The 18178-nt window shown below is 71.0% G+C and carries 11 protein-coding genes; 9 read left to right on the top strand and 2 right to left on the bottom strand.

What is annotated here, in order from left to right:
* The first annotated feature begins 100 nt into the window (after positions 1 to 100).
* On the top strand, positions 101 to 1660 hold the full coding sequence (locus V8J39_RS11110; RefSeq protein ID WP_336460946.1) for a DUF2125 domain-containing protein: 1560 nt from the start codon (positions 101 to 103) through the stop codon (positions 1658 to 1660).
* 139 nt (positions 1661 to 1799) lie between these two features.
* Here the strand turns inward: V8J39_RS11110 and V8J39_RS11115 are convergent, their stop codons facing one another.
* Positions 1800 to 3398, bottom strand: coding sequence for an alpha-glucosidase (locus tag V8J39_RS11115; RefSeq protein WP_336460947.1), 1599 nt, complete (start codon positions 3396 to 3398; stop codon positions 1800 to 1802).
* Positions 3399 to 3717: 319 nt separating this feature from the next.
* Here V8J39_RS11115 and V8J39_RS11120 point away from each other — a divergent pair, with 319 nt between their 5' ends.
* The 8 genes from V8J39_RS11120 (at position 3718) to V8J39_RS11155 (ending at position 17392) form a co-directional block, all read left to right on the top strand.
* Positions 3718 to 6129, top strand: coding sequence for a glycogen/starch/alpha-glucan phosphorylase (locus V8J39_RS11120; RefSeq protein ID WP_336460948.1), 2412 nt, complete (start codon positions 3718 to 3720; stop codon positions 6127 to 6129).
* A gap of 48 nt (positions 6130 to 6177) precedes the next feature.
* The gene (glgB, locus tag V8J39_RS11125; protein WP_336460949.1) at positions 6178 to 8364 is read left to right on the top strand and encodes a 1,4-alpha-glucan branching protein GlgB; all 2187 of its coding nucleotides are present in this window, start codon (positions 6178 to 6180) and stop codon (positions 8362 to 8364) included.
* A 33-nt stretch (positions 8365 to 8397) separates the two neighbouring features.
* Positions 8398 to 9672 (top strand): glucose-1-phosphate adenylyltransferase, encoded by a 1275-nt coding sequence (gene glgC, locus V8J39_RS11130; protein ID WP_336460950.1) that lies wholly within the window; start codon positions 8398 to 8400, stop codon positions 9670 to 9672.
* A gap of 49 nt (positions 9673 to 9721) precedes the next feature.
* Positions 9722 to 11200 carry a glycogen synthase GlgA gene (glgA, locus tag V8J39_RS11135; protein ID WP_336460951.1) on the top strand — a complete coding sequence of 493 codons (1479 nt, stop codon included), beginning with the start codon at positions 9722 to 9724 and terminating at the stop codon, positions 11198 to 11200.
* Positions 11197 to 13347 carry a glycogen debranching protein GlgX gene (gene glgX / locus V8J39_RS11140; protein WP_442902578.1) on the top strand — a complete coding sequence of 717 codons (2151 nt, stop codon included), beginning with the start codon at positions 11197 to 11199 and terminating at the stop codon, positions 13345 to 13347. Before glgA ends, glgX begins: the two co-directional genes overlap by 4 nt.
* A gap of 43 nt (positions 13348 to 13390) precedes the next feature.
* Positions 13391 to 15022 (top strand): alpha-D-glucose phosphate-specific phosphoglucomutase, encoded by a 1632-nt coding sequence (locus V8J39_RS11145; RefSeq protein ID WP_336460952.1) that lies wholly within the window; start codon positions 13391 to 13393, stop codon positions 15020 to 15022.
* 206 nt (positions 15023 to 15228) lie between these two features.
* A complete protein-coding gene (locus V8J39_RS11150) occupies positions 15229 to 16575 on the top strand; it encodes a TldD/PmbA family protein (RefSeq protein ID WP_336460953.1) in 1347 nt (448 codons plus the stop codon).
* Positions 16562 to 17392 carry a 3'(2'),5'-bisphosphate nucleotidase CysQ gene (locus tag V8J39_RS11155; RefSeq protein ID WP_336460954.1) on the top strand — a complete coding sequence of 277 codons (831 nt, stop codon included), beginning with the start codon at positions 16562 to 16564 and terminating at the stop codon, positions 17390 to 17392. The genes V8J39_RS11150 and V8J39_RS11155 overlap by 14 nt, the downstream gene beginning before the upstream one ends.
* Before the next feature lie 106 nt (positions 17393 to 17498).
* Here the strand turns inward: V8J39_RS11155 and V8J39_RS11160 are convergent, their stop codons facing one another.
* Positions 17499 to 18059, bottom strand: coding sequence for a DUF4202 domain-containing protein (locus V8J39_RS11160; RefSeq protein WP_336460955.1), 561 nt, complete (start codon positions 18057 to 18059; stop codon positions 17499 to 17501).
* Positions 18060 to 18178: the final 119 nt, after the last annotated feature.

An 18178-nucleotide genomic window follows, 5' to 3' on the forward strand; every position in this document is an offset into this window, starting at 1 on the left:
ACGCAGCCTTGCCCGGGCGCGGCCGGGCGCCCTCTTGACCCCCGGCCGCCGCCCCCGGCAGGATGCAGGCCATTTCGACAGGGACCAAGGGCTCACTCACATGGCATATCTTCCGGCGCAGCGGATCGCGCAGCTTTCGGTCATCGCCGCGCTGTCGAGCGGCACCGCCGCGCAGGCCGATGTCACCCCGGCCCAGGTCTGGCAGGGCTGGCAGGACTATTTCACCTCGCTCGGCTACCAGCTCGACGCGGGCGCGCGCGACGAGTCGCAGGGCCGGCTCGCGCTCGACGACGTGACGCTGACGATGACCGCGCCCGAGGGCACGACCACCGCCACGCTCGACCGCGTCGTCCTGGCCGAGCGCGCCGGCGCCGTCGCCGTCACCCTGCCCGAGCGGATCCCGGTGCTGACCCGCGGCACCTCCGAGGCCGGCGAGGATGTCGAGACGGCGATGTCGCTGACCCAGGCCGGCACCGCCTTCACCGTCTCGGGCGATCCCGACGACATGAGCTATGACATGAGCGCGCAATCCGCGGCGATGACCGTCGACAGCATCACCGTCGACGGCAAGCCCGTCGAGATGCGGATGACGCTGACCGCCCATTCGCCCACCGGCAGCGCCCAGCTGACGGGCGCCGGAACGGGCGCCGGAACAGGCACTGGCGCGGGCACTGGCACCGGCGCGCAGGCGATGCGCTATCGCGGCACGACCGAGCGCGTCGACCTCGCGATGTCGGTCAAGGACCCCGACAGCACCGGCACCTTCACGCTGGACGGCACCATGGCGCAGCTGTCGACGCAGGGCGCGCTCGGCAAGCCCGCGGGCCTGTCCGACATCGCCGATCTTCAGGCCGCGCTCCGGGCCGGGATGACGCTCGAGGGCACCTTCACCGGCGGCGCCAGCAAGATGAGCTTCGCGCTCGACGACGCGCAGAACTCGGCCTCGGGCGAGATCACCGGCGACAGCGGCTCGGGCTCGGTGCGGCTCGGCGGCGCCAGCCTCGACTACCGCGCCGAACTCGCCGGAACCCGGCTCCGGGCCGAGGGCGCGCAGCTGCCCTTCCCGGTCGAGCTGTCGGCGGGGCGCGCGGTGCTCGGCCTCGGCCTGCCGATGACGGTGACCGGGCAGGCCGAGCCGTTCTCGATCGAGACCCGGCTGCTGGACGTGGCGGTGAACGACCAGATCTGGTCGCTGATCGATCCGCAGGCGGTGCTGCCGCGCGATCCGGCGACGCTGATCCTCGATCTCAGCGGCATGGCCCGGCTGACCGAGGCGCTGTTCACGGCCGATCCCGCGGCACCGGCGGCGGCCCCGCCCGCAGCGCCCGAGATCGAGGCGCTGACGCTTGACGAGCTGAAGCTGTCGATCGCCGGGGCCGACCTGTCGGGCCGGGGCGCCTTCACCTTCGACAATGCCGACATGGCCACATTCGACGGCTTCCCGCGCCCCGAGGGCGCGATCGACCTGCGGCTGCTCGGGGGCAACGGCCTGCTCGAGCGGCTGGTCAAGCTCGGCCTCGTGCCGGGCGAACAGGCGATGGCGGCGCGGCTGATGTCGGGCATCTTCGCCAATGCCGGCCCCGGCGAGGACGAGCTGACCTCGAAGATCGAGGTCCGCCCCGACGGCGGCGTCTACGCCAACGGTCAGCGCATCCGCTGACGGGGGGGGCGCGGGGGGATCGCATCCCCCCGCCCCTGTTTGCTGGGCCCCTGTCTACCGGGCCCCTGTCTATTGGGCCCCTGTCTACGGGGCCCCTGCTCATCGGCTCCCCGTCCCGGGAGCCTGCCGCGCCCGCCGATCAGGCCTGCAGGAACACGTAGCCGTTCGGCCCCAGTCGCCCGGCGATGCCGACGCCCTCGGCCGGGCCCACCGGCCGCCCCGAGGCCTCGGTCATCAGCCCCTCGGGCAGCGCGACCTCCTCGGCCGACAGGTTGAACAGGCACAGCACCGCCCCCGGCCCCTCGCCACGCAGGAACCCCAGCAGCGGCTCGGGCAGATCTAGGAACCGCGTCGCCCCGCGGCGCAGCGCCGGCGTCTCCTTCCGGAAGCCCAGCACCGCGCGGTAGTGCTCGAAGACCGACCCCGCGACCCCCACCTGCTCCGAGGCCGCCCGCACCCGCTGCTCGGGCTTGATCGGCAGCCAGGGCGTGCCGGTGGTGAAGCCCGCGGCGGGCATGTCGCGCTCCCACACCATCGGCGTGCGGCAGCCGTCGCGGCCCTTGTTGTCGGGCCAGAACCGCAGGCCCACCGGGTCGGTCAGCTCCTCGTAGGCCAGCTGGGTCTCGGTCTGGCCGAACTCCTCGCCCTGATAGAGGCAGATCGCGCCCTCGAACGCGAGCAGCAGCGCGATCGCCTGCCGCGCCAGCGCGTCCTCGCCCGCGTCCTGCCCCGCCCAGCGCGAGACATGGCGCGGCACGTCGTGGTTGGAGAAGCTCCAGCACGGCCAGCCGCCCTTCGCACCCGCGTTGAACCGGTCGATCACCCGGCGGAAGTGGCGGGCGTTGAAGTCCGGGCCCAGCATGTCGAAGCTGTAGGCCATGTGCATCCGCTCGGTGCCGGCGGTGTACTGGCCCATCAGCTCGAGCGCGTGGTTGTGATCGCCGACCTCGCCCACCATCATCCTGTCGTCGTAGCGGTCCAGCAGCTGGCGGATGCGCTTGAGGAAGGGCAGCATCTCGGGGCGCGACTTCGAATAGACATGGTCCTGGAAGTCGTAGGGATTGTGCGGCGCCGGGTCCGGGAACGGCTCGAGCCGCGGGTTGTCGCGCAGCTCGAGGTCGTGGAAGCAGTAGTTGATGCTGTCGAGCCGGAACCCGTCCACCCCGCGGTCGAGCCAGAACTTCAGCGCCGCGATCACCCCGTCCTGCACCGCCGGGTTGTGCATGTTCACGTCCGGCTGCTCGGCCAGGAAGTTGTGCATGTAGTACTGCCGCCGCCGCGTGTCCCAGGTCCAGGCGGAGCCACCGAAGACCGAGGGCCAGTTGTTGGGCGGGCTGCCGTCGGGCTGGGGATCGGCCCAGACGTACCAGTCGGCCCGCTCGCCGCTGCGCGAGACCCGGCTGTCGACGAACCAGGCATGGGCGTCCGAGGTGTGCGACAGCACCTGGTCGATGATCACCTTCAGCCCCAGCTCGTGCGCGCGGGCGATCAGCGCGTCGAAATCGGCAAGGTCGCCGAACAGCGGATCGACATCGCAGGGATCCGAGATGTCGTAGCCCATGTCCTTCATCGGCGAGCGGAAGAAGGGCGAGATCCAGATCGCGTCCGCGCCCAGATGCGCGATGTGTTCAAGCCTGCGGGTGATGCCGGGAAGGTCGCCGATGCCGTCGCCGTCGTCGTCCTGGAAGGATCGCGGGTAGATCTGGTAGATCACCGCGCTGCGCCACCATTCGTCCATGCCGTCTCCTGTTGTCTGCCCGTCCCGGGCTGCGTCCCGAACTGGGGCGCGCGGGCGGCGAGGCAAGTAAGGCACGGCTTTCGGCGCCAAGGGAAGCGCGGGCCGCGGCCGCGGACCGGGGCGCCGCCCCGGACCCCGGGATATTTCGACAAAGTCGAGGGGGCCAGGGGGGCGCGAGGGGCGCCGCAGCGGGGTGCCGGCGCGGATCTGCCTTGGATTTGGGCGCGGCCGGGACGGGGGCGCGGGGATCGGCGCCAAGGCGCTGGCGCTAACGGCGGGGCTGTGGAAAGACTTGGACACGCAAGACGAGAGGCCTCCCATGACCGTCACCGCCCTCCCCCAGGTTCCGCAGACCGATGCCGCCGCGCTGCGGGTGCTGATCCTCGATCACCTGCGCTCGTCGCTGGGCAAGGATCCGGAACATGCGACGCCCTACGACTGGCGCATGGCGCTGTCGTTCTCGATCCGCGACCTGATCGTGCAGCCCTGGTTCGAGGCGACGCGGCGCTCCTATGCCGAGAAGCGCAAGCGGGTCTACTACCTGTCGATGGAATTCCTGATCGGCCGGATGCTGGACGACGCGGTGATCAACCTGGGCCTGCGCGAGGCCTGCGTCGAGGCGCTGGCCGGTGTCGGGCCCGATTTCGCCAGCCTGGTCGAGGACGAGCCCGACGCGGCGCTCGGCAATGGCGGGCTGGGCCGGCTTGCCGCCTGCTTCATGGATTCGATGGCGACGATCGGCTGCCCCGCCTATGGCTACGGCATCCGCTACGAGCACGGGCTCTTCCGCCAGCGCTTCGAGGGCGGGCGCCAGGTCGAGACGCCCGAGGACTGGCTGATCCGCCGCGATCCCTGGATGTTCGAGCGCCCCGAGGCGGTGCAGACGATCTGCTTCCGCGGCCATGTCGAGGAGCGCGGCAAGACCGTCACCTGGCACCCCGACGAGACCGTGCTGGCCGAGGCCAACGACATGCCCGTCGTCGGCTGGCAGGCGCGCTGGGCCAACACGCTGCGGCTGTGGCAGGCGCGGCCGACCGACCTGTTCGACCTCGCGCGGTTCAACGCGGGCGACCACACCGCCGCCTCGGAACCCGAGGCGCTGGCGCGCACGCTCAGCCGCGTGCTGTATCCCAACGACGGCACCCAAGCCGGCAAGGAGCTGCGGCTGAAGCAGGAATATTTCCTGACCTCGGCCTCGGTGCAGGACATCCTGCGCCGCTTCCGCGGCCAGGAGGGCGACGTGCGCAAGCTGCACGGCATGGTCGCGATCCAGATGAACGACACCCATCCCGCGATCGCGGGGCCCGAGCTGATCCGGATCCTGGTCGACACCGACGGCGTCGATTTCGACGAGGCCTGCGAGATCGCGCTGAAGGTGCTGGGATACACCAACCACACCCTGCTGCCCGAGGCGCTGGAGCGCTGGTCGAGCTGGCTGATGGGCGCGGTCCTGCCGCGCCACATGCAGATCATCGAGCGCATCGACGACTGGCACCGGCGCCGGAACCCGACCCGCCCGGCCTCGGTCAAGCTGATCGACGAGGGCCAGGTGCTGATGGGCCCGCTGGCCTTCGCCACCTCGCACCGCGTCAACGGCGTCGCGGCGCTGCACACCGACCTGATGCGCCAGACCGTGTTCCACGACCTGGGCAAGCTGCATCCCGAGCGGATCGTGAACCAGACCAACGGCATCACCCCGCGGCGCTGGCTGAAGCTGGCGAACCCGGCGCTCTCGACGCTGATCACCGACACGATCGGCACCGGATGGGAACGTGACCTCGACCGGCTCGAGGCGCTTGAATCCCACGTCGGCGACGCGGGGTTCCTGGGCGATTTCGCCGCCGCCAAGCGCGCGAACAAGGCCCGGCTGTCGGACTGGATCGCGAAGACCACCGGCACCGTGGTGAACCCCGACGCGATGTTCGACGTGCAGGTCAAGCGGCTGCACGAATACAAGCGCCAGCTGCTGAACATCCTCGAGACCATCGCCTTCTGGCACGAGCTGCGCGAGGACCCGACCCGCGCCGTGGTGCCGCGGGTGAAGATCTTCGGCGGCAAGTCGGCGCCGGGCTACTTCACCGCCAAGCTGATCATCCGCCTGATCAACGATGCCGCGAAGGTGATCAACGCCGACCCGGTCACGAAGGACTGGCTGCAGATCGTCTATCCGCCGAACTACAACGTCTCGATGGCCGAACGGCTGATCCCGGCCGCGGACCTGTCCGAACAGATCTCGACCGCCGGGACCGAGGCCTCGGGCACCGGCAACATGAAGTTCTCGCTCAACGGCGCGCTGACCATCGGCACGCTCGACGGCGCCAATGTCGAGATCCGCGAGAAGGTCGGGCCCGAGAACTTCTTCCTGTTCGGCCTGACCGTGGACGAGGTCGAGCGCACCCGCGCCACCTTCGGCCACGAGAAGGCCGCGATCGGCGCCAGCCAGCGGCTGCGCGACGTGCTGCAGATGCTGGCCGAGGGCCGCTTCTCGCCCGACGAGCCCGGGCGCTATCACCAGCTGACCGACATCCTGTGGAATCACGACCACTATCTGGTGACCTCGGACTTCGAAAGCTACTACGCCACCCAGCGCAAGATCGACACCGCCTTCGCCGACCAGTCCGACTGGCACCGGATGGCGGCCTTGAACACGGCCCGCATGGGCTATTTCTCCTCGGACCGGACCATCCTAGGCTACATGGCGGATGTCTGGGACGTCACCCCCGCGATCTGAGAGCGGAAACGGGGGGGCGGACGACGGGAAGGCTCGGGGAGGACGGCGATGGAGCTCATTGAACGGGCGGAGGCCGAGGCACTTGCCGCGGCCCGTCATGGCGAGCCTTTCGCCGTGCTCGGGCTGCATGCCTTCGGGCTGGATCACGTGGTGCGCTGCCTCGCGCCGGGGGCCGAGCGGGTGCGCGCCGTCTTCGCCGACGGCACCGAGGCCGCGCTGACCGAGGTCGTGCCCGGCGTCTTTGCCGGGCTCGTCGCGGGGCTTGGCCCCACGCCCGCGCCCTACCGGCTGCACGCGCAGGGCCTGGGCGCGGAATGGGACTGGGACGACCCCTATCGCCTGCCCCCGGTGCTGGGCCAGATCGACGAGCACCTGATGGCCGAGGGCCGCCACATGCGGCTGTGGCAGCGGCTGGGCGCGCACCCGATGGTGCACGAGGGGCTGGCCGGCACCGCCTTCGCCGTCTGGGCGCCGAATGCCGCGCGGGTCTCGGTCGTGGGCGACTTCACCTTCTGGGACCCGGCGCGCGCGCCGATGCGCAAGCGCGGCGCGACCGGGATCTGGGAGATCTTCCTGCCCGGCGTCTCCGAGGGCGAGACCTACAAGTACGACATCCTCGGCCCCGGCGGCGCGGCGCTGCCGCAAAAGGCCGACCCCGTGGCCTTCGGCTCCGAGCATCCGCCGGCCACCGCCTCGGTGATCCGCCGCCTGCCGCCCCCCGCCGCGCCCGCGCCGCAGGCCGCGCGGGCCGCCGCCAATGCCGTCGGCGCGCCGATGTCGATCTACGAGGTCCACCTCGGCTCCTGGCGGCGCCGGGTCGAGGAGGGCGACCGCCGGCTGAGCTACCGCGAGCTTGCGCGCGAACTGGTGGGCTATGCGCAATGGATGGGCTTCACCCATCTCGAGCTGCTGCCGGTCAGCGAATTTCCCTTCGACGGCAGCTGGGGCTATCAGCCGATCGGGCTGTTCGCCCCCACGATCCGCCACGGCACCCCGGCCGAGTTCCGCGCCTTCGTCGAGGCCGCGCACGAGGCCGGGCTCGGCATCATCCTCGACTGGGTGCCGGGGCACTTCCCGACCGATGCCCACGGGCTTGGCCAGTTCGACGGCACCGCGCTCTACGAACATGCCGACCCGAAGGAAGGCTTCCACCGCGACTGGAACACGCTGATCTACAACTACGGCCGGCGCGAGGTCAGGAATTTCCTGATCGCCAACGCGATCTACTGGCTGAAGGAATACGGCGTCGACGGCCTCAGGGTGGATGCCGTGGCCTCGATGCTCTACCGCGACTACTCGCGCCCGCACGGCGAATGGGTGCCCAACATCCACGGCGGGCGCGAGAACCTGGAAGCGATCGACTTCCTGCGCGAGATGAACATCGCCGTCTACGGCGAGGTGCCGGGCGCGCTGACCGCGGCCGAGGAAAGCACGAGCTTCCCCGGCGTGTCGCGGCCCGCGCACGAGGGCGGCCTTGGCTTCGGCTTCAAGTGGAACATGGGCTGGATGAACGATTCGCTGGCCTACATGGCGCGCGACCCGATCCACCGCCGCTGGCACCACAACCAGATGACCTTCGCCAGCGCCTATGCCTGGTCCGAGAACTTCATCCTGCCGATCAGCCATGACGAGGTCGTGCACGGCAAGGGCTCGATGCTGGGCAAGATGCCCGGCAACGGCTGGGAGCAGTTCGCCAACCTGCGCGCCTTCTACGGTTTCATGTGGGCGCATCCGGGCAAGAAGCTGCTGTTCATGGGCCAGGAATTCGCCCAGGGGCGCGAGTGGAACCACGACGCCAGCCTCGACTGGCACCAGCTCGAGATCCCCGAACATGCGGGCGTCCAGCGGCTGGTGCGCGATCTCAACCACCTCTACCGCGACACGCCCGCCTTCTGGCGGCGCGAGACCGACCCGGGCAGCTTCCACTGGATCGATGCCGACAATGCAGACCAGTCGGTGTTCAGCTTCGCGCGCCACGGCGGCCCCGACGACGCCCCGGTGATCGCGGTGGTGAACATGACCCCGGTCGAGCGGCACGATTTCCGTGTCGGCTTCCCGGAACAAGGCCGCTGGGACGAGGTTCTGAACACGGATGCCGCCATCTACGGCGGCGCCGACCGCGGCAACATGGGCGGCGTCTTCGCCGGGCCCGAGGCCTGGAACGGCCAGCCGGCCTCGGCCAGCATGGTGCTGCCGCCGCTGTCGACGGTGATCTTCCGCCGGGCCCGGGCCTGACGGCTGCGAACAAGGGAGAGGGAGGGGGAAAGAATGCAGGCACAACCCAATGACAGGCTCAGCCGCCGCGCCATGGCCTTCGTGCTGGCGGGCGGACGCGGGTCGCGGCTGAAAGAGCTGACGGACCTGCGGGCGAAGCCCGCGGTCTATTTCGGCGGCAAGACCCGGATCATCGACTTCGCGCTGTCGAACGCGCTGAACTCGGGCATCCGCAAGATGGCCGTCGCCACCCAGTACAAGGCGCATTCGCTGATCCGCCACCTGCAGCGCGGCTGGAGCTTCTTCCGCGCCGAGCGCGGCGAATTCCTCGACATCCTGCCCGCCTCGCAGCGGGTGGACGAGAACCGCTGGTACCGCGGCACCGCCGATGCCGTGACCCAGAACATCGACATCGTCGACAGCTACGACATCGACTACATCGTGATCCTCGCGGGCGACCACATCTACAAGATGGATTACGAGGTCATGCTGCGCCAGCACGTCGAGACCGGCGCCGACGTCACCGTCGGCTGCCTGACCGTGCCGCGGGCCGAGGCCTCGGCCTTCGGGGTGATGGACATCGACAAGGACCGCCGGATCCTGAAGTTCCTCGAAAAGCCCAAGGACCCGCCCGGCATGCCCGGCGATCCCGACCGCACGCTGTGCTCGATGGGGATCTACGTCTTCACCTGGTCCTTCCTGCGCGAGCTGCTGATCGAGGATGCCGAGGATCCGAACTCCAGCCACGATTTCGGCACCGACCTGATCCCGATGCTGGTCAAGTCCGGCCGCGCCATGGTCCACCCGTTCGAGGAAAGCTGCGTCACCTCGACCGAGGAAAGCCCGGCCTACTGGCGCGACGTCGGCACGATCGACGCCTTCCACCAGGCCAACATCGACCTGACCAACTTCACCCCCGACCTCGACATCTACGACACCCGCTGGCCGATCTGGACCTATGGCGAGCTGACGCCGCCCGCCAAGTTCATCCACGACGAAGAGGGCCGGCGCGGCCTCGCGATCTCGTCGATGGTGGCGGGGGGCTGCATCATCTCGGGCACCGAGGTGCGCGAGTCGCTGCTGTTCACCGGGGTGAAGACGCACAGCTATTCCTCGCTCTACCAGGTGGTGGCGCTGCCGCAGGCGCAGATCAACCGCTCGGCCCGGCTCAGCCGGGTGGTGCTCGACCGCGGCGTCGAGGTGCCGGCAGGCCTTGTGGTCGGCGAGGACCCGGACGAGGATGCGAAATGGTTCCGCGTCTCGGAAGGGGGCGTGGTCCTGATCACCCAGGCCATGCTCGACCGCCGCGCGGCAACGCTCGAGGGATGAGCCGCGCGCGGCCGTTCCAGGTTCCATTCCAGGTCAAGCAGGACAGACGATGACGACAGTGCAGGACGGGGCGGCGAACGGGGTTCTGCCCGTCAAGGGCCGGGTGCTTTCCGTCACCTCCGAATGCGTGCCGCTGATCAAGACCGGGGGGCTCGCCGACGTGGCGGGCGCCCTGCCCGGCGCGCTCCGGGCCGAGGGCTGGGACATGCAGGTGCTGATGCCCGCCTATCCCGGCCTCAAGGCGCGCTTCGCCGCGCTGGTGCCGGTCTGGGGCGAACCCGACGTGATGGGCGGGCCGGTGCAGGTGCTGGCGGGCACGCTCGACGGCATCCAGTTCCTGATGCTCGACGCGCCGCACCTGTTCGAGCGTGCGGGCTCGCCCTATCTCGGGCCCGACGGGCTCGACCACCCCGACAATGCCGAACGCTTCGCGGCGCTGGGCTGGGCCGCGGCCGCCATCGCGCGCGAAGGCATCTCGACCGGCTGGAAGCCCGACGTGATCCACGCCCACGACTGGCAGGGCGGCCTCGCGCTGGTCTATGCCCGCGCGCAGGGGCTGCCGGTGGGCACGGTGATGACGATCCACAACATCGCCTTCCAGGGCCTCGCCCCCGCCGACCGGCTCGGCGCGCTGCGGCTGTCGTGGGAGGGGTTCAACGCGGGCCTTTACGAATACTGGGGCCAGATCTCGACGCTGAAGGGCGGCATCAACGCCGCCGACCGCGTCACCACAGTCTCGCCGACCTATGCCCGCGAACTGATCCGCCCCGAGGTCGGCATGGGCCTGCAGGGCGTGATCGCCGATCGCGGGCCGGCGATGTCGGGCATCCTGAACGGCATCGACGACAGCGTCTGGAACCCCGAAAGCGATCCGGGCGTGCTGCCCTATTCGACCCGGCAGATGAAGGGCAAGGCCGCCAACCGCGACCGGCTGCGCGCCGATTTCGGCCTGGGCGAGGTGCCGGGCCCGCTGGCCGTCGTCGTGTCGCGGATGTCGTGGCAGAAGGGCCTCGACCTGCTGCCCCAGGTGCTCGACGGCTTCGTCGCCCGCGGCGGCGGCCTCGCGGTGCTGGGCGCGGGCGATGCCGAGATCTCGGCCGGCCTCGCCGCCGTCGCCGCCCGCCACCCCGGCCGCGTCGCGGTGCGGACCGGCTATGACGAGGCGCTGCCCCACCGCATGTTCGCCGGCGGCGACGCGGTGCTGGTGCCCTCGCGGTTCGAACCCTGCGGCCTGACCCAGATGTACGGGCTGCGCTATGGCGCGGTGCCGGTGGTCTCGGCGGTGGGGGGGCTTGCCGACACGGTGATCGACGCCAACAAGGCCGCGCTCGAGGCCGGCTGCGCCACCGGCGTCGTCTTCACCCAGATCGACCGGCTCGGCCTCGCGCAGGCGCTCGACCGCCTTGTCGACCTCTATGCCCAGCCGGGGGTCTTCCGCGCGATCCAGCGGGCGGGTATGAAACAGGACATGGGCTGGCGCCGCTCGGCCGCCGCCTACGCGAAGTTGTACGAGGACACCCGCGCGTGAACGCACCGCAGCCGCCGTCGCCCCGTGCGGCCAAGCCCCGGACGATCCCGGCCAAGCTGCCGCACCACGGGCTGTCCGCCGGCCGCCCCGATCCGCTCGGCGCCACCTTCGACGGCGAGGGCGTGAACTTCGCGATCTTCTCGGCCGATGCCGAGCTGCTGGAGCTGTGCCTGTTCTCCGACGACGGCCGGACCGAGCTTGCGCGGATCCCGCTGCGCGAACGCGACGGCGACGTCTGGCATGTCTATGTCGCGGGGCTGACGCCCGGCACGCTCTACGGCTACCGCGCCCACGGCCGCTATGCCCCCGAGGAGGGGCTGCGCTTCAACGCCCACAAGCTGCTGATCGACCCCTATGCGCGGCGCCTGACCGGCCCGCTGCGCCATACCGACGCGACGCTGGGCTACATCGCCAAAAGCCCCCGCGCCGATCTCAGCTTCGACACCCGCGACTCGGCCTTCGCCGTGCCCAAGGCCATCGTCACCGACCCGGCCTTCGCCTGGGGCGACGACCGCAGCCCCCGCCACCGCCGCTCGCTCTCGGTCCATTACGAGGCGCATGTGAAGGGCATGACCGCCCAGCACCCCGGCGTCGACCGCAAGCGGCGCGGCTCGTTCCTCGGCCTCGCCTCGGCGCCGGTGCTCGACCACCTCAACAAGCTCGGCGTCACCACGGTGCAGCTGATGCCGGTGCAGGCCCATGTCGACGAACGCTTCCTGACGGAAAAGGCCCTGACCAACTACTGGGGCTATTCGACCATCGGCTTCTTCGCCCCCGACCCGCGGTTCCTGCGCCAGAACGAGCTGTGGGAATTCCAGACCATGGTGCGCCGCTTCCACTCGGCCGGGATCGAGGTGATCCTCGACGTGGTCTACAACCACACCGGCGAGGGCAACCAGCTTGGCCCCACCCTGTCGTTCCGTGGCCTCGACAACCGCAGCTACTACCGCCTGGCCGAGAACCCGCGCTTCTACGACGACGTCACCGGCACCGGCAACACGCTGAACATGGACCACCCGGCGGTGCTGCGGATGGTGATGGACAGCCTGCGCTACTGGGTCGAATGCATGCATGTCGACGGCTTCCGCTTCGACCTCGCGGCGACGCTCGGCCGCGGGCCGCAGGGCTTCGACCCCGCGCGCGGCTTCATCCCGGCGATCCGGCAGGACCCGGTGCTGAACCGCGTCAAGCTGATCGCCGAACCCTGGGACATCGGCCTGGGCGGCTACCAGCTCGGCCAGTTCCCGCACCCGTTCCTCGAACTCAACGACCGCTACCGCGACTGCGCGCGCCGGTTCTGGAAGGGCGAGCCCGGCACCATCGGCGAGCTTGCGGGCCGGCTCACCGGCTCGGCCGAGCTGTTCGACCGCCACGGGCGCTCGGCCACCTCGTCGGTGAACTTCGTCACCTCGCACGACGGCTTCACGCTGGAAGACCTCGTGAGCTTCTCGGCCAAGCACAACCTCGCCAATGGCGAGGACAACCGCGACGGGCACGAACCCAACCATTCCGACAACCTCGGGATCGAGGGGCCGACCTCGGACCCGAAGGTCCGCGCCGCGCGCGACCAGCGCAAGCGCAACCTGCTGGCGACGCTGTTCCTCAGCCAGGGCACGCCGATGCTGCTGGCGGGCGACGAGATCGGCAACAGCCAGGGCGGCAACAACAACGCCTATGCCCAGGACAACCCGACCTCCTGGGTGAACTGGGACCGGCCCGACCGGGCGCTGGCCAGCTTCACCGGCCGGCTCGCCGCGATCCGGCGCGCGCATCCGGTGCTGCGCCAGCGGCTGTTCCTGCACGCGCTGCCGCGCCACAAGGACGGCATCCCCGACATCTTCTGGCACAAGGCCTGCGGCGCCACCCCCACGCCCGAGGACTGGCAGGACCCCGACTGGCGCACCCTGTGCGTGGAACTGCGCGCCTCGTCCTTCACCCCGGCCTATTCGATGACCGACGACGTGGTCTTCGCGGTGTTCAACGCCGGCGAGGGAACCGAAGTCACGCTTCCGGCCTGTCTTCCGGGCCGGGCCTGGACGCGCATCCTCGACACAGCCGACCCCGAGGCCGCGCCCCGGCGCATTCCCGGCCCCGCCACGCCCGTCGCCGCGCAGTCGGTGACGCTCTTCACCCAGGCGGCCGCCTGACCGGCGCCGCCCGCGACACAGACGACGATTTCCAGGAGCGATCATGCAGATCAAGACCCACCAGACGCCCGGCTTCGCGGATCAGAAACCCGGCACCTCCGGGCTGCGCAAGAAGACCCGCGTCTTCATGGAGCCGCTCTATCTGGAAACCTTCGTGCAGGCGATCTTCGACGCGACCGGCGGCGCGGCGGGGCAGACCTACGTGGTCGGCGGCGACGGGCGCTATTTCAACGACCGCGCCGTGCAGGTGATCCTGCGCATGGCGGCGGCGAACGGCGCGAAACGGGTGATCGTCGGGCAGAACGGCATCCTGTCGACCCCCGCCGCCTCGCACCTGATCCGCAAGCGCGGCACCGACGGCGGCATCATCCTGTCGGCATCGCACAACCCCGGCGGCATCGACGAGGACTTCGGCATCAAGTTCAACATGCCCAATGGCGGCCCCGCGCCCGAATCGGTGACCGAGAAGATCTTCGCCGCCGCGAAATCGCCGGGCGAGTTCAAGATCATGGAAACCCAGGACGTCGACCTCGCCGCGATCGGCGAGACGCACCTTGGCGACACCGTGGTCGAGATCGTGGACCCCGTCACCGACTACGCCGCGCTGATGGAGACGCTGTTCGACTTCCCCGCGATCCGCTCGATGATCGAGGGCGGGTTCCGGCTGCGCTTCGACGCGATGCACGCCGTGACCGGGCCCTACGCGACCGAGATCCTGGAAAACCGCCTCGGCGCGCGCGCGGGCACGGTGGTGAACGGCACGCCGCTCCCCGATTTCGGCGGCGGCCACCCCGATCCGAACCCGACCTGGGCGCGGACCCTGATGAACGAGATGATGGGCGAGGGCCCCAAGCAGTTCGGCGCCGCCTCCGACGGCGACGGCGACCGCAACATGATCCTCGGCCGCGGCGTCTACGTCTCGCCCTCCGACAGCCTCGCGGTGATCTGCGAACACGCGACCGTGGCGCCGGGCTATGCCAGGGGCCTCAAGGGCGTCGCCCGCTCGATGCCGACCTCGGCGGCCGCGGACCGCGTGGCCGAGGCGCTCGGCATCGGCAGCTACGAGACGCCCACCGGCTGGAAGTTCTTCGGCAACCTCCTCGACGGCGGCCGCGCCACGATCTGCGGCGAGGAAAGCTTCGGGACCGGCTCCGACCACGTGCGCGAAAAGGACGGGCTCTGGGCGGTGCTGATGTGGCTCAATATCCTCGCCGCCACCGGCAAGTCGGTAAAGGAACTGCTGGCCGACCACTGGGCGCGCTTCGGGCGCACCTACTACAGCCGCCACGATTTCGAGGCGGTTGACAAGGCCCGGGCCGAGGCGATGGTCGACGACCTGCGCGCCCGCCTGTCGAGCCTGCCGGGCACCGGGACGCAGGGCCTCACGGTCTCCGAGGCCGACGACTTCGCCTATACCGACCCCGTCGACGGCTCGACCTCGGCCAAGCAGGGCATCCGCGTGCTCTTCGCAGACGGCTCGCGCTTCGTGATCCGCCTCTCGGGGACCGGAACCGAGGGCGCGACGATCCGGCTCTACCTTGAGCGCTACGAACCCGACCCGGCGAAACAGGGGATGGACGTGCAGGAAGCGCTCGCCCCGGTCATCGCCGCCGCCGAGGACCTCGCCGGCATCGCCAAGGCGACGGGGCGCACCGAACCCGATGTCATCACCTGACCGGTGACGACACCGGGGGGGCTCCGCCCCCGCGCGCAAGCGCGCCCCCCGGGATATTTCCACAAAGTCGAAGCGCCTGTCGACTTTGCCCAAGTATCCCGGGGGGGCGGCCCGGCATGGGCCGCGGGGGCAGCGCCCCCAGCCGTCCCTTGCCATCCGGCGCCGAATGGATAAGTCCTAGGGGCCACACGGACCCGGAGTTTCCCTTGGCCGACCAGCTTCAGACCCTGACTTCCGCCCTGATCGACGCCGCGCTCAAGGCCGGCGCCACCGCCGCCGATGCCATGGCCGTCGATGGCACCTCGCTGTCGATCGACATCCGCGAGGGGGCGCTCGAGCAGGCCGAGCGGTCGGAGGGGATCGAGATCGGCCTGCGGGTGCTGATCGGCCAGCGCCAGGCCTGCGTCTCGGCCTCGGACGTCTCGGGGCGCACGATCGCCGAAATGGCCGAGCGCGCGATCGCCATGGCGCGCGAGGCGCCCGAGGATGCGACCGCAGGTCTCGCCGATCCGGGCCAGCTGGCCACGCGGACCGACGCCGCCTGGCTCGAGCTGGCCGATCCCGCGCCCGAACCCGACGCGGAGGCGCTGAAGGCCGACGCGCTCGCCGCCGAGGCGGCCGGCCTCGCGGTGCGGGGCGTGTCGAAGTCGCAGGGCGCCTCGGCCGCCTATTCCGCCCGCCGGATCTGGCTTGCCGCCTCGAACGGCTTCTCGGCCGGCTATGGCCGCAGCTCGCGCCATGTCTCGATGACCGCGATCTCGGGCGCGGGCACGACGATGGAGCGCGACTGGGCCGCCGAAAGCCGCATCTTCCAGTCCGACCTGCCCGACCCGGCCGAGGTCGGCCGCCGTGCCGGCGAGCGCGCGGCCGAGCGGCAGGGCAGCCGCAAGCCGCCGACCGGCCGCTTCCCGGTGCTGTACGACGAGCGGGTGGCGAACTCGCTGATCGGGCACCTGCTCGGCGCGATCAACGGCAGCGCCATCGCCCGCGGCGCCTCGTGGCTGCGCGACGCGAAGGGCACGCTCGTGCTGCCCGCGGCGCTCTCGGTCACCGAGGACCCGTTCCGCATCCGCATCCCCGGCTCGCGCCCCTTCGACGGCGAGGGGCTGCCGACGCGGGCCCGCACCATCGTCGAGGACGGCGTGCTCACCGGCTGGACGCTCGACCTCGCCACCGGGCGCAAGCTCGGCCTGCCCTCGACCGGCAGCGCCAGCCGCGGCACCTCGTCGCCGCCGGCGCCGGGGCATTCCAACATCGCCCTGACCCCCGGCAGCGCAAGCCGCGCCGAGCTGATCCGCGACATGGGCACCGGCCTGCTCGTCACCCAGCTGATCGGCGCCTCGATCAATGCCAATACCGGCGACTACTCGCGCGGCGCCTCCGGCTTCTGGGTCGAGAACGGCGAGATCGCCTATCCGGTCAACGAGTGCACCATCGCCGGCACCCTGCCCGAGATGCTGCGCACGCTGGTGCCGGCCAACGACGGCCGCGCGCATCTGAGCCACGTGATCCCCAGCCTGCTGGTCGAAGGTCTCACTCTTGCCGGCGCCTGACGTCGCGCTCCTGGCCGACGCGGCGCGGGCCGCCGGCCGCATCGCCATGGGCTTCTGGCAGGCCGACCCCGAGGCCTGGGAAAAGGCCGCGGGCGCCGGTCCGGTGACCGAGGCCGACCTCGCCGTCGACCGCATGCTCAAGCACGAACTGCTGGCGGCCCGCCCCGATTACGGCTGGCTGTCCGAAGAGACCGAGGACGAGGCCCCCGCCCGCCTCGCCGCCGAGCGGGTGTTCATCGTCGACCCGATCGACGGCACCCGCGCCTTCATCGCCGGCGAGGAGGGCTTCTGCCACGCGCTGGCGGTGGCCGAGCGCGGCCGGATCACCGCCGCCGCGATCTACCTGCCCGTGCGCGACGAGCTGTTCACCGCGACCGAGGACGGCCCGGCGCTGCTGAACGGCGCGCCGATCCGCGTCACCGGGGCGGCGGCGCCCGAGGGCGCGCATGCGCTCGCCGTGCGCCAGACCTTCGATCCCGCGCATTGGCAGGGCGGCCGGGTGCCCGCGCTCACCCGCGGCTTCCGCGCGGCCCTGGCCTGGCGGCTGTGCCTGCTGGCCGAGGGGCGCACCGACGCGGTGCTGTCGCTGCGGCGGATCTGGGAATGGGACCTCGCGGCGGGGGACCTGATCGTGACCCGCGCCGGCGGCCGCGTGACCGATGCCGCCGGCGCGCGCGTCACCTACAACACGCCCGGCAGGCGCGCGCCGGGGCTGGTCGCCGCGGCGCCGCTGCTGCACGCGCGGCTGGCCGGCGATCTCGCCTGGCGCGCCGCCGAGGGCGAGGACCCCGCCCCGGGCAAGCCCGCCGCGCGCTGAGCAGCCGGGCGCGCCGCGCCGCCTGCCCGAAGCCGCCTGCCCGATACCGGTTGCCCGCTGCCGGCTGTCCGGCGCCGGGCCCTCAGTCGGTTTCTCAGTCGGTTTTTCAGTCGCGGAAGGCGGTCGCGAAGGGCTCGGGCAGGCCGAATTCGGCCAGCGCCCGCGCGCGCCCCTCGGGCGACATCTTGCGCGCGGTCTTCTCGACGATGCGCAGCAGCTCGGCCGGGTCGCGCCCGTCGGCGAAATCGCCGAAGTACCACCGCAGGAACACGAAGCAGATCACGTCCTCCAGCGCCTGCACCTCGGCATCGCGCTTGATCCCCTCCTTGCGCAGCATCCGGCCGGCCTGCGCCATCTCCTCGGCGCCATAGCCGGCATCGGCCATCAGCCCCTCGATCCGCGCCGCGTGCCGCCGCCCCTGCTCCTGGCGCCAGGCCAGATAGCCCGCGCGCCCCTCGGGATAGTCCTCGCGCGCAAGCATCCAGCGCTCGACATGCTGGCCGCGCGCGCAGATCTGCAGCACCTCCGAGGCCGCGGGGACCAGCCGCGCCAGCTCGGCGCTCATCCGCTCGCCGTAAAGCTTCGCCGCCGGCTCGCCCGCCTCCTGCGTCGGATCCGCGGCATTGGCCGCATCGATGCGGTCGAGAACCTGGTCAAGGCGGCTCATGGGTCGGCTCCTGTCGTTTGGCTGGCCCGAGCCTCGCCGATCCCCACCGCCTTGTCCACCGCCCGGGACCGGACCCCAGGCGCAGGGGGGCGGGGGGGGGGGGGGGGGGGGGGGCCACA

This window comes from Frigidibacter sp. MR17.24, assembly GCF_037095655.1.
Taxonomy (GTDB): Bacteria; Pseudomonadota; Alphaproteobacteria; order Rhodobacterales; family Rhodobacteraceae; genus Frigidibacter.